Annotated in this window: 11 protein-coding genes; 10 read left to right on the top strand and 1 reads right to left on the bottom strand. The window is 29.7% G+C overall.

Annotated elements, in window-relative coordinates; all coding sequences use genetic code 11:
• Positions 1 to 203: 203 nt before the first annotated feature.
• From BBIDN127_RS07950 to BBIDN127_RS07015, 9 genes are all read left to right on the top strand, one after another.
• A complete protein-coding gene (locus BBIDN127_RS07950; protein WP_012666276.1) occupies positions 204 to 413 on the top strand; it encodes a hypothetical protein in 210 nt (69 codons plus the stop codon).
• Complete coding sequence (locus tag BBIDN127_RS07050; protein WP_012666264.1) at positions 403 to 1,221, top strand: hypothetical protein; 819 nt, start codon at positions 403 to 405, stop codon at positions 1,219 to 1,221. Before BBIDN127_RS07950 ends, BBIDN127_RS07050 begins: the two co-directional genes overlap by 11 nt.
• Positions 1,222 to 1,230: 9 nt before the next feature.
• Positions 1,231 to 1,659, top strand: a complete 429-nt coding sequence (locus tag BBIDN127_RS07045; RefSeq protein ID WP_044055056.1) for a hypothetical protein — start codon at positions 1,231 to 1,233, stop codon at positions 1,657 to 1,659.
• Positions 1,660 to 1,724: 65 nt separating this feature from the next.
• A complete protein-coding gene (locus BBIDN127_RS07040) occupies positions 1,725 to 1,946 on the top strand; it encodes a hypothetical protein (RefSeq protein WP_231001714.1) in 222 nt (73 codons plus the stop codon).
• Positions 1,943 to 5,074, top strand: a complete 3,132-nt coding sequence (locus tag BBIDN127_RS07035) for a tape measure protein (RefSeq protein ID WP_012666282.1) — start codon at positions 1,943 to 1,945, stop codon at positions 5,072 to 5,074. The genes BBIDN127_RS07040 and BBIDN127_RS07035 overlap by 4 nt, the downstream gene beginning before the upstream one ends.
• A 281-nt stretch (positions 5,075 to 5,355) precedes the next feature.
• Complete coding sequence (locus BBIDN127_RS07030; protein ID WP_012666268.1) at positions 5,356 to 6,219, top strand: plasmid maintenance protein; 864 nt, start codon at positions 5,356 to 5,358, stop codon at positions 6,217 to 6,219.
• Entirely contained in the window at positions 6,216 to 6,752 is a 537-nt protein-coding gene (locus tag BBIDN127_RS07025) for a DUF226 domain-containing protein (protein ID WP_012666265.1), read from the top strand. The genes BBIDN127_RS07030 and BBIDN127_RS07025 overlap by 4 nt, the downstream gene beginning before the upstream one ends.
• Positions 6,725 to 7,486: a ParA family protein gene (locus BBIDN127_RS07020; protein ID WP_012666260.1), complete on the top strand. Its 762-nt coding sequence runs from the start codon at positions 6,725 to 6,727 to the stop codon at positions 7,484 to 7,486. The genes BBIDN127_RS07025 and BBIDN127_RS07020 overlap by 28 nt, the downstream gene beginning before the upstream one ends.
• An 88-nt stretch (positions 7,487 to 7,574) precedes the next feature.
• Positions 7,575 to 8,192, top strand: coding sequence for a chromosome replication/partitioning protein (locus BBIDN127_RS07015; protein WP_012666283.1), 618 nt, complete (start codon positions 7,575 to 7,577; stop codon positions 8,190 to 8,192).
• A gap of 278 nt (positions 8,193 to 8,470) precedes the next feature.
• On the opposite strand, the gene BBIDN127_RS07010 is transcribed toward BBIDN127_RS07015, so the two are convergent.
• The gene (locus tag BBIDN127_RS07010) at positions 8,471 to 8,971 is read right to left on the bottom strand and encodes a P13 family porin (protein WP_012666271.1); all 501 of its coding nucleotides are present in this window, start codon (positions 8,969 to 8,971) and stop codon (positions 8,471 to 8,473) included.
• A gap of 132 nt (positions 8,972 to 9,103) precedes the next feature.
• On the opposite strand from BBIDN127_RS07010, the gene BBIDN127_RS07775 reads away from it, so the two are divergent.
• The gene (locus BBIDN127_RS07775; RefSeq protein ID WP_014023256.1) at positions 9,104 to 12,334 is read left to right on the top strand and encodes a class I SAM-dependent DNA methyltransferase; all 3,231 of its coding nucleotides are present in this window, start codon (positions 9,104 to 9,106) and stop codon (positions 12,332 to 12,334) included.
• Positions 12,335 to 12,430: the final 96 nt, after the last annotated feature.

Raw genomic sequence — 12,430 nt, 5'->3', positions numbered from 1 at the left:
TGAAAAAAAATTTGAAAACTTACTTGGCTACTTGTAAACAAACAACCACAAAAGTATATTACAAGTCTGAAATGTTTGCATGTTCAAATTTAGACTTGCCATCAATTGTCTTTGCAGTAAAAAGTACTGGAGAAATTCTGAATCATTGCAAAAATTATTCGATGCTTTTGTGTCCAAAGTTCATAATTTACACGGAGTGTAGCATGCGTCCTACTTTAGGACTTGAGATTGCAAATATAATTGTGGCGTTTCTAATGCTAAATTATTCGTTGAAGCATTTTAGCATTGACGATTCCCAGGTTGAAGACGAAGCTTCTGATGCAAGAATGGTAACATTGGTTGATTCAACATTGGGAATTAGGATAGATGGTGCTGATTACATTAATTGTCGTGGAGGTAAAAATGGCAATTGAAAAATTGAGAATGCCGACTGGCGCAGTGCTAGTTACGGTCAATATTGAAAAATTCAAGTGGAATTTCAAGGGTTCAGACATTAAAAGTAATACTGAACCTTCTGGAACAGATCCTACTAATTTAGTTGTAAAAGACTTGGGCTCAAACATAACAAAACCTAGCAAATGGAAGTCAATTAGCGAATGCATTTTTAGGGTTAAAAAGATTGATTCTAAGTCAAAACTTACATCAGAGTTAGATCTAAAAGAAGGTAGTATTTTCTACTACAACAAAGATCTTTTGACAAAAATATCTGCTGCATGTGATAATGCTGATGAAATTGATGTTCTACTTTTCAAAACATATTGCTTAGGGTATTCATATACCATCAGCTCAACAAAAGCTACAGAAACTCTAAAAACAACTTGCGGATCAATCTCGGCAATTGGAAAAATACCAGAGCAAACTGTTGAGTTTAGCGGATATTCCGTTAGAGAAACTGCAACTAATAAGGAAGAAATCCTAGATACATATATAGAAAAATCGCATTTCATAACACAAGATATTTCAAAAAGTAATAACCAATGGCAAATTGGAAAACGCAGTTTGCCTACAAATTACGAGTTCACGGTACTTTTTGTAGATCAAATTGCAGATCAAGGTCAAAGAACCAAATTCATGGTGGGCGAAGGACAAATCGCAACTTACAACCCAAGCCAGGACTTGAACAATCAAAAAATCGATCTAAAGTGCCAGCTTACTCTGACGAAACCCTTAGTATCGCTTTCATGCGACTATATTCAAGATGCAAGGTTCTTTAAGATTTAGGAGGCAACAATGGTAATTAATGTTAATTTGACTGGCAGGGTAATGTTACCCTATATTCCAGACTATGTTAGAAACGGCAAGGAAAAGATCAAAGAAGAAGAAAAAGCATATGTGGTTTTGAAAGACATTAACTACGGGTTTGTGGAAAAGCTAAAGGCAAGACAAATCGAACTTTTCAAAAAATTGAATGACGAGAATGGTAAAACCAATTCCAATGCTATGATTGAGTCAACAAGCGATCAAATTCAATTCGTAAAAAAAATATGGGATGAAAATGTGGTAGGATTCGTTGGTCTTGAAAATCAACAAGGAGAAGTTATCACCAAAGAGATGGTCGAAGGTGATGCTATCTTGTTGCAAGACATGCTTTCAAGTCTTGCAATCGAAATTAATTTTCTGGCAGATACTCTAAGGGTTGAGCGTGTTTCAAAAAAGTAGAGCTTGCATTCTCTTATATTACAAAAAAAAATCACTATGACCAAATTCTGAATTTTGCAGACCGCGTGAATTCAGAATTCATAGTGAATATGAAAAAGGAACTTCCCTGGATCAAATATAATGAGGATGCTATTCTGCATTTACTAAATCAAGCCTTACTTTCAAAAAGTATTGGCAGTTTGCCCAATAGGGGCGGCCTTTTTGAGCAAAATTACTGGTTTGTTTTAGTTTTGAACGAACTCAATTTGTACATCAAAAATCTTGAGAGCGAGAGCATAAATAAATGAAACTTGATGAAATAATAATTCCGCTATCAATGTCGATCAGCAACAATGAAAAGCTGGACTCAATAGCAGAAACTCTAAAAAAAATTGCCGAACAAAAATTTGCAAGTCTAGATAATTTGAAGTCAAAATTAGAAAAATCTACTGCATCTGGATCAAATTTAGAAAAAGCTTTAAATAGAAGTTCTCAGAACGCTAGTAAAAACTTCAAGTCTCTTGCAAATTCTGTTGATTCTGTAAGTTCTAAAGCTGGTGGTATAAAAAATATAGGCAAAACTCTAAAGGGCGTTGGTAAAGGACTAGGAAATGTCAAAAATTTGGCAAAAAAGACCGGTGAAGCATTTGACCAAATGTTATCAGCTTTTGCCCCAATTGTTTTGGCTGTAAAAATTATTGAAGGAATCGGATCCACGATAAGTGGGATTTTTACGGGAGCAATGGATGCTATTGATGAATTCAATCAAGAGGTCTCTACGTTTTCCGATATGCTCGGAAATGAAGAACTTGGAAAATCTTTAGCCGAATCCATGAGAACTTTTGGTGATGAAACTTTATTTGCTAGGGACGCTATTACTAACGCCACTAAAACAATGCTATCCTACGGTGCAACTGCTAGTCAAGTTGAAGAGAGAATGAGAATGTTCGGAGAAGCTGCTGGTGGAAGTAGCGAGGGGCTTGAAAAATTGGCCGAAGTATATTCTCGAGTAGAATCTAGCAATAGAGTGAATTTAGAAGATTTATATGCACTTCGTGACGCTGGTGTTGATATTACAGATATTTTATCAGAAGAAGCCGGTGTTGCTGGAGAGGCGTTATTTAAGGCTGCGAGCGATGGAAAAATAGGATTCGAAGCCCTAAATAAAGCTCTTTCTAAGGCCACTAGCGAAGGTGGTAAATTTTATGGCAAAACAGCCAGAGAAGCAAAAACGTTAGCACAAGCTCAACAGCAAACTGCTAAAATGAGCGAAAAACTTTTCTTAGACATTGGAAAAGCTCTAGAGCCAATGATGATTGGATTTGAAAAAGTAAAACAATTCCTCATAAAAGGAATTTTGGAACCTTTAACTAAAGTTACCGCGGGAGTCATTTACTTAATTCAAAAATTGACAGAGCTTGTAGTCTATGTTTCTGGCAAGCTTGTAGAAGGTTTCAAAATCGCATTCGACCCAATTATCAAATTGTTTCAAAAAGTCGTAGAGATGGCAGGCAAAGTATCTAACGCTATCAAAAACGTTTTGGGATTTTCTAAAAAATCTGACAAAGAAAAAGACGAAAAAGATGCTGCTAGCTCTGAACCCGAAAGGCTTAAAAAATTTGATCCATCTGCAATTACTGACTTCAACAAACAGATAATAGAAGATAATAAAAATTTACAAGAAGAAATTTTCTTGAGGCGAAGAGAAATTGCACTAAAGCCTATAGAACAACAAGAAAAAGCTACCCGGGAATTTGAAGCCTGGGTCAACAAGAAAAACAAGGAGTTTATTGCAAAATATGGAAAGAGTTTTGATCAATTAACAGATGAAAACAAAAAGATTTTGGTTGGAGTTGAAACAGCAGTAAACGAATTCGCCAAAGCTAATCATGATTTTGCAAATAATTACAAAGATTTGCAAAAAGAAATGGAAAAACGTCATAGAGAAATACTTACCCTGCCCTATAAAGAGCAAGAAAAAGCTTTAAAAGAGCTTAATGCAGATATTAATAAAAAAAATAAAGCTTTTATTGCTAAATATGGAAAAAGTTTTAAAACTCTAAACGATTCAAACAAGCAAGTAATAACCACTCTTGAAAAACAAGTTAACGAATTTGAAAAAACGGCTCTAGATAGAACCTTTGTCGAAGCCCACAAGGCCATGCAAGATAAAATAACTAACATGCAGTGGCAAATATTATTATTACCACTAGAAGAACAAGAAAAAGCTTCAAAAGCCATGCAAGCCGAAATTCAAAAATTACATGCTGATTTTGTAAAAACTTACGAATCAGAATTTCATAATCTAAATGATACTAACAAAAATGCCCTAATGCAGTCTGCTAAAGAGTCTCATAAAAAGTTGAAAGGCTACTTTGAAGGATTAGGTGATATTTTGTTTGGGCATATAGATAAATGGATGGCCCAAATCTTCAACAAGGATATGGGTGAAAGTTTAGGTGAAGATCCAGATAAATTTATGCAAAATATGGGGAAGGTTGCTTTTGATGTGTCTAAGGACGTAATCAAAGGTGTTGGAGCAGCTTTTGGGCCTATAGGTGATGCTATTGCGGGAGTTGTAACAGCCTTAATGGACTTTCTTTGGGGCTTTTTCAAAGGCCGCGAAAAAGCCAGAATCCAAGCAATTGAAAAGAAACGAGATGAGGATTTGAAAGAGCTTGAAAAACAAAGCGAAGTTGAGCTTAAGAAGCTTGAAGAGAGATTTGATGCCGAAATCAAAATGAGAAAAGAAAAATTGAGTGAATTAGATGATGAATATACTAAAGAAATAGAATTTCTCAAACAAGCTCAAAGCAAGGGGCAGATCTCGGGCGAAGAATTTCAAAAAAGATTACACGATGTACAAACAGAATATAAAACAAAAAAAGATACTGCAACTGCCGAGCTTACTAAAACCGAAGAGACTAAAAAAATAGAAGTAGAAAGAAGAAAAAAACTCTCAGAATTAGAACCCGAGAAAATCAAAGCACAAGCCGAAATTGACAAGGTAGAGACTATGGATGCGTATTGGGGCAAAGCTGATGATTTACAAAAGGCCCAGAAAATTTTAGATGAAATACTTAAAAGAATTGCAAAAGTAAAATCAGCCGGATCTATTGAGGAGATAAAACTTGCTCGTGGTGGTGCACGATTTGTTTCGAATAAACCAACATATATGCCAAACTCAGGTGTAATGTCTAGTGAGTTTGGGCAACCCGAATTAGTAAGAATAACTCCAGCACCAATAGATGAAAATCTACGCAAACTTGAAGCTAAAATTATTGCAGAAGAAATTACTAAATTACAAAAAACCCAAAACAGTACAGTTGTAAATAATTTTTACTATAACTTTAATGGAGATGTGCTTGATGCTGAGAAATTAGTTAGAATGCTAAAATCAAAAGAACATCTAATGGCATTCAGAATGGCAGAATAGGAAAATATGAAAAAAATTTTCAAATTTCTTGATATTTTATATTTTTTAGTATATAATATTAGTATTGATAGTTCATAATTTATTATGTAACTATCAATACCTTGAAAAAGACCTTTAGCTTTTGCTAATGGTCTTTTTCTTTTACTCGACTAAGAAAATCACAACCCTTTTTTAAAAAATTTTGAAACCAAAATGTTGAAAATTATGCACCATTTGAACTATAATAATTCTATTAATAAGGATTAATAGAATTTAAATGAACTATAAGTATGAGGATCAATATGATATCAACTATATCTTATAACAATAATTATTGTAATAAAACTAAAAGGTTATTATCAAAAAACCTTAGGCTTAAAAAAATAATCAGCATAATAATTTTTTTAAACAAAAAGTTTGAAGAAAGTTATAATACTAGTCTTCATAAAATGTCTTTTTTGAATGGTACGCTTTGTATTCTTATACACCACCAACAAGACATACTAAATATACTGAATTCATTTATAATCAAAGAAGGGTATAAACCAACTACAATTCGTACATTACGAGAAGATTTAAGATTTTTAATTAAAATCAAAGCAATTAATAAAAGAATTCTAGCATTTTCAAATAACATAGGACAATTTAAAGGGAAGCTTTGTATATACCAAACTTCTAGAATTTCATACTCGATAATTGATACTTATTTTTCTAGTATCAAGCTTGAGTTATCCAAAAAAATAAAATCAAATAAAGAAAAATTAAAGTCTGAAAATGTCACTGAAAATGTCACTGTATATAATAAAAAGTTAATAAAAAACAATAATAAGAATTCAAGAAACTCTCTTTTTGAAAAGGTAAAAAAAATTGTAGCACATACAAAATACCCAGAAAAAACCCTGAAAAACGCTCTTTTAAACTACAAAGATTTTAACAATTATCTAAAATACGATTATCAAACAAAAGATATAAAAGAGTTTTACTTAAAAAGTCTAAAAAAATATAGAAACAAAATTCACTTCATGAGACAAAATGCTAATTACGAAACAGATTTCTTTAACCTTGTGGGAGAATTTAAAGACACTTATATCAATAAATGGAAAATAAATCAAAATAAAACAATTCCATTTGATATACTAGCTAATTATAAAAGGAAGAAAATTTGAATAACTTTTCAGAAAAATTTAGAAATCTTAAAAGGAAAACAAAAAAAAGAATTTTTTTCTATAAAATAGAAGAAAAAGAGAATAAAAAAAAATATTATTCAATAATATTTAAGCATTTAATCAGATTTGAAATTACTAAAAAGGGGCTTAGGATAACTTTCCAAAAATTTAATGATACTGGAGGATGGAATTTTTTCAATTTATTCCCAACAAAAGAAGATGAAAAATTTTTAGGCATAAAATATGGTTGGGACAATCTCGAAAAACCATTTTTTATCACAGGCAATAATAATAGACGATATGCAGTCAAGAAGGCATATTACATAGAATATGCATTTAAAAAAGGATCTATTAAGTGTTACGTTCAGTCCTTATGGACATTGTTAAGAAAAGAAAAAAAACAAACAAAGTATTATAAATTTACATTAGAACATATAAAAGAAATGGAAAAAACAGTTTACGAATTTTACAATAAAAAAATAAAAGAGGAAGGAATAATAAACAAATGGATAGAAAAGAATCAAACATTATAACAATTGCAAGCCCTAAAGGTGGTGTGGGTAAAACCACATTAACAATACTTTTTTCTTATATATTAAAAGATTTAAGCAAAAAGGTTCTATTGATTGACTTAGATCCACAGAATTCTTTAAGTTCTTATTTTAGCAAATATATTTTCAACATCGATAAATGTAATTCCTACAGTTTATTAAAAAAAGATGTTTATTTTGGACAATGTATTAATAAAATTAATGATTTTATTTCCATAATTCCATCTCATCCCATTTTAGAAAATTTTAATTCAGAAATTTTAAATTATAAAGATCTTCTTTTAGAAAATATTTTGAATAGAAATATTTCAAATTATAATTTTGATTATATTTTACTTGACACGCCACCTAACTTAGGGTTTATTTTAAAAAATTCTTTAAATGTTACAGAGTATATAATAATTCCAGTTCAAGTAGAAAGATTTTCTGTAGAAAGTTTAAGTATTTTGATGCAGACCATTAATGATGTTAGAGATTTTAGAAACAAAAACTTTAATATTTCGATTATAGAAAATCAGTTTATAAAAAATAGAAATACATTTAAAGATGTAGAAGAACTGCTTTATAAAGAATATTCTTTTTATATAAAGGGAAAAATTCATTATTACAATAGTGTAAAAGTTCTTATAAATGAGCTTTTAGAACCATCTGTAAAAGAAGCATATTATAAGGAAATAAAAAATACTTTAGAAAATATTATTAATCTGCGTTTCTAAATTTAGAAATGGGATTATTAGCGGCTATTTTTTTTGTCACGTGCGGCGCCGCACGGTGTGATTTTTACAAGTAAAAATAGGGGGTAAAATGGGGAAAAAATACAACAACAAAAAAGAATTATTCTTGAATAGTAGAACTTTCAGCTATATGAACAAAGAGTTAACAGATATGGATAGCGTACAAGATAAGGATTTGATTAATTATAATAATTTAAAAGAGAAATTAAAATATAATTTAAAAGATGATATTGATAATAAAATAGAAAGAATGAAAATTTTATACGAAATTAAAAAAAAAGAACTTTACAAATATGATAATTTTTCTAATTTTGAGCACTTTATAAAACATTTCGTAATAGCAAAATCACAGGCGTATTTATATTTAAGAGTTTACGAAAAGGTTTTAGAAGGAGCTATCTCTATGGATAAAATTAAAGAAATAGGGTTTAGAGGAGTGCAAAGACAATTAAAAGAGAATTTGTTAAACGTAAAAAAAGAAAATTTACCCGAAGTAAATAATAAAAGAATGTCTATTAGGTTTTTGATGAAAAATAAAGAGTTTTATACGTTTTGTAAAGAAGATACTAAAAGAGCGTGTTATATTTTTGAAAGACTTTTTTTTACTAAAAAAGAAGTCTTATCGGATCTAATTAATGAATATGAAAATTATAAAAGAAAACAAAAAAGAATAAAAACAAATACTTGATTTTTATCATATATGGTGATATTGTTATTTTAGGTTGGATTTCATTTGTCCTTCCATATTTATAGTCGCAATAAAAGCGTCCCTTTGAGGGGACTTTTTTCATTTTTATTACTACTTTGGGTAAATCTTGTGAAAGTTAAAAAACTTTTATGAACTGAGGCAAAGAGTTAATTTATGTAATTCTTGATTTCGAAATAGTATTAATGAATTTTTTTAGTAGGCTTTGAAAAGAGATTATTAATGTAAATAATCTCTTTTCACCCCAGGTAAATTGATATTCAATAGGATTTTTTAAACGACAGTTGGAATCCGTTTATTCCAATGTCAAAATTGGGTTCAAGCCCTGCAAGTGCAATGCCGAGTCTTTTTTTAAGGTCTGCGTTGTATCTATTAGCAAATTTAAATGGAATAATAATTCCAGTGATGTGGGATGCTGCAATTGTGAGGCTCCCTATTCCTATTAGTGTTGCTCCGACTATTGATATCCTTCCTGGCGGCACGTTGGCGTTGCTTTCGAAAATATATCCAGTTAGTAAGAGTATTCCCCCAAGCACTTGAGAGCCAAGTAGTGCACCACCACCAATATAATCTCCTTGAACAAAGGATCCTATTCCTAAAGATAAAAAGATATTCAAAAGTAATGGTGCTAATATGGTTGCTTTTTCACTTTCATATTTCATTACGGTTGCAATATCTCCAACACCTTTTTCAAGTTTCTCTTGTGCAAAGATTTGCATTGTTAAACTAAAAATTAATATTAATGTGAAAATTTTTTTCATATTAATATTACCTCCTAATAATTAAGTTTTGATGATAGAATATTAGTACAATTTCTGGGGATTTAAGGATGGATAAATTTGTTTTTTTTGAAATATTATAATGATTTTTTTTTTACAAAAATGTAGAATGCTATGATGAAAACTAAAAATATTGTAAAAACAAATACCTTAATAGCGTCTACCCAAAAATTAGCAGAGGATGCTTTAGCCAAAGAAAAAGAGAGAATTCAAAAAACCCTAAGACATATCCTTTATGAGAGGCCCGATGACTCCATAGTATTTAGAATTGCAAAAAATATATATGACAAAGAATTTAAAGCATTGGGCAAAGAAATTACTCGACATATTTTAGCTAGCATTCTTGAAGAATCAATTATTTTTATTTTAAGAATATTTTTTATTGCATATATTGAAGACAACGACATATTTAAGAAAATTTTAGAAGAAAACAAACTATACAGATCTTCAATATCTTTTAGATATTTTTTTTATGATGAAAATACAAAAAAGAAATTGGAATATAAAAAAATAATAAAGATTTTCACTACCTTTCATAAAGGTAGTGATTCTGTAGAATTTCCCATATTTAATGGAGGATTATTTGCAGAAGACAAGGTTAAATATTTAAATAATGAAAGTTTGCTAAGTATTAGTGAAATTGAAGAAATACTAGTTAAAATACTCTTCTTGGAAGACCAAAGTATTAAAGATAAAAAATTTGTAAAGTATTCAAAGTTAGATCCCAAAATTTTTGGAGAATTGTACGAAAATTTACTTGAATATGATCTAAGAATTGCTGATACTACTGTCCATCGTATTTTTAAAAACGGTATTTATTATATTTGTAATGAAGAAGAGCTTGAAAATAAAAAGGTAAATAAAGTTGCTACATATCTTAAAGGCGATATTTATCTTACATCTAGATCTCTTGATAGAAAAAAGAGTGGAACATATTATACATCAGAGGATTTGGCTGACTTTATGGCGGCGTCAGCAATCGAAGAGCAACTTAAAGTTAAGTCCCCCTTAGATATAAAAATTATTGATAATTCTTGTGGTTCGGGGCAGTTGCTAATCTCTTGTTTAAATTATTTAACAGAAAAAGTATGGTATCAACTAGATAAATTTGGAGATGTAAAAGAAGAGCTTGATAAAGAATATCGAGCTATTTTAAAAGAAGGTGAAGAATGTGGTGTTCAATATAATATAAGTAAAGAATTAGTACTTAAAAGGATATTCTTAAAGAAGTGTATTTATGGTGTTGATATTAATCCTATTTCGGTTGAAATCACCATTTTAATTTTGTGGATTGATACCATTATTTTTGGAGCTTCATCAAAATTTATTGAACATCATATAAAAGTAGGAAATGCTCTTTTAGGATATACAAAGGATGAATTTTTTGATATTACAAAAAAGAAATTTGAAAATAAATTTTTTTTATTTAAAAAAAGAATTAAAAAAATTCTAACTATTTTAGAAGATAGATATCAAGAAATTGAAGGAATTAATGATAATAATAAAGAGGGTATAGAAAAGTCTAAAAAGATATACAAGGAATATGAGAAAGGTAAAGATATAGATAATTTGAGAATAATATTTTCTTTAATTAAACTTTATTCGGTATCTTTTGATAAATCTTTAAATATAGAATTTGGCGATATTACAGCTGTACTTGATTTGATTGGAAATATTTTAGACAGTAAAATTTCTAGTGAAGATAAAGAAAAAATAGAAAAAATTAGAAAATTGAGTAGTTATTATAAATTTTTTCACTATGGAATTGAGTTCCCAGATATTCAAGAAGGATTTGATATTGTAATTGGAAATCCTCCATGGGAGAAAACTAAGTTTGATGAATCTGAATTTTTATCAAAACATGTTCCTAACTATAGAAAACTGAGCATAAAAGAACAAAATAAGATAAAACAAGAACTACTTAGTAAAGAGAATCATCCTTTGAGTATCGAGCGCTATGAGGAAAAGAACAGTTTGAAAACTTTGAATAATATGTACAGGTGGGTGTTCAGAGAATTTTCTAGTGGTGGAGATCCGAATCTTTTTAGATATTTTACGACTTTCAATTTGAAGCTAGTGAAGTCCGGCGGCAACTTAACTTATTTGACTCCTTCCGGTTTGTGGAGTGAATCCAGCTCTAAAGCACTGAGGCAGCATATATTTTCAAATTACAAGCTTAATTATATATACCAGTTTGAAAATCAGAAAAGGTTTAGGGCCATGACCTACGGCTTCAAATTTGCAATATTTCAGATCAGTAATAGTAAAGAGCCCACAACGAAATTTAGAGTAAAATTTGTTATCCAGAGTAGCGATAATATCGTGAAAGAAATAACCAGTGATCTGAAAGAGGGTAATGAAAATGCTTATAAGGGAATCGAATTGGATATAACTCAAATCAAAAGGTTATCTCCTATTCAAGAGTCAATAATAGAATTTAGAGATAGTGCCGAGTTAACTCTTGTTAACAAAATATTTAATCGATTTAGTACTCTTTCAGAAGATTATATTGATTTCATAAAAGGTCTGAACTCAAGTATTAATAATTGCAAATTTTTATTAAAAGAATATAATGATAAAAACTTTATATTTCTTTATTGTGGAGCTAATATCCATCAATTCAATTCAAGATTTTTTGAAAATAAAGATGCAAAAGAAAAATATAAGCTTTTATGGATAGATAAAGAAGACTTAGAAAAATTATTAACCAAAGGTAACCAATATCAAACTGAAAGAGTATTCTATAGATGTATTGCAAGAAACACAAATGAAAGAACAATGATTAGCACTTTGTCTCCTAAAAATTGTTATTGTGTGAATTCAATAAATGTAAACCATGAAAAAACACCAATATCTATTTATAAAAAATTATTTATTATATCTATTTTTAATTCACTTCCATTTGATTTTTTACTCAGAAGGTTTGTTCCAAGTACCAATGTTTCAAAAGCATATCTGTATCAATGTCCTATGATGCAGCCCGAAGAAAATGAAATATTAACTAATCCTCTATACTTAACTTTAGTCAAAAACACTTCCTTGCTAATAGTTAAAAATGATCCCGACAACTTTAAATATTTACTTTACTTAGAATATTTTGAGTTTAGCAAAGAAGAAATTCATAAGATATTAAATCTAGACCCCAAAGACGAATTCTTTAAAGAAAAAGAAAATGAAAATAATTTCATTGTGGCCGATCTTTACTCGTTAACCAAAGAAGATTTTGTAACTTTGCTTAATGATTTTAAGGTTTTAAAAAATAAAAAAGGAGAAGATTATATTGCATCTTTAGTAAAAGGATATGAGAATTATTTAAGAAGAGCGTGTAAGTATAACGCAGCGTAAATACTCTGTTTGTAAAAGTATGAGTTTGGCCAGGCCACACACAGACACTGAGTATATATCTAATTTGGATTTTAGCAATAAATTAAAAGATAATTT

It is taken from the genome of Borreliella bissettiae DN127 (assembly GCF_000222305.1).
GTDB lineage: Bacteria > Spirochaetota > Spirochaetia > Borreliales > Borreliaceae > Borreliella > Borreliella carolinensis.
The sequence above is the reverse complement of the archived record's forward strand: the minus strand, read 5'-3'. Positions and strand labels throughout refer to the sequence as shown.

Bases quoted from the DNA above. Each gene is read 5' to 3' on its own strand.
- BBIDN127_RS07020 (WP_012666260.1), top strand. From the start codon at position 6,725: ATGGATAGAAAAGAATCAAACATTATAACAATTGCAAGCCCTAAAGGT.
- BBIDN127_RS07050 (WP_012666264.1), top strand. From the start codon at position 403: ATGGCAATTGAAAAATTGAGAATGCCGACTGGCGCAGTGCTAGTTACG.
- BBIDN127_RS07775 (WP_014023256.1), top strand. From the start codon at position 9,104: ATGATGAAAACTAAAAATATTGTAAAAACAAATACCTTAATAGCGTCT.
- BBIDN127_RS07045 (WP_044055056.1), top strand. From the start codon at position 1,231: ATGGTAATTAATGTTAATTTGACTGGCAGGGTAATGTTACCCTATATT.
- BBIDN127_RS07015 (WP_012666283.1), top strand. From the start codon at position 7,575: ATGGGGAAAAAATACAACAACAAAAAAGAATTATTCTTGAATAGTAGA.
- BBIDN127_RS07035 (WP_012666282.1), top strand. From the start codon at position 1,943: ATGAAACTTGATGAAATAATAATTCCGCTATCAATGTCGATCAGCAAC.
- BBIDN127_RS07010 (WP_012666271.1), bottom strand. From the start codon at position 8,971: ATGAAAAAAATTTTCACATTAATATTAATTTTTAGTTTAACAATGCAA.
- BBIDN127_RS07950 (WP_012666276.1), top strand. From the start codon at position 204: ATGCGTCCTACTTTAGGACTTGAGATTGCAAATATAATTGTGGCGTTT.
- BBIDN127_RS07030 (WP_012666268.1), top strand. From the start codon at position 5,356: ATGATATCAACTATATCTTATAACAATAATTATTGTAATAAAACTAAA.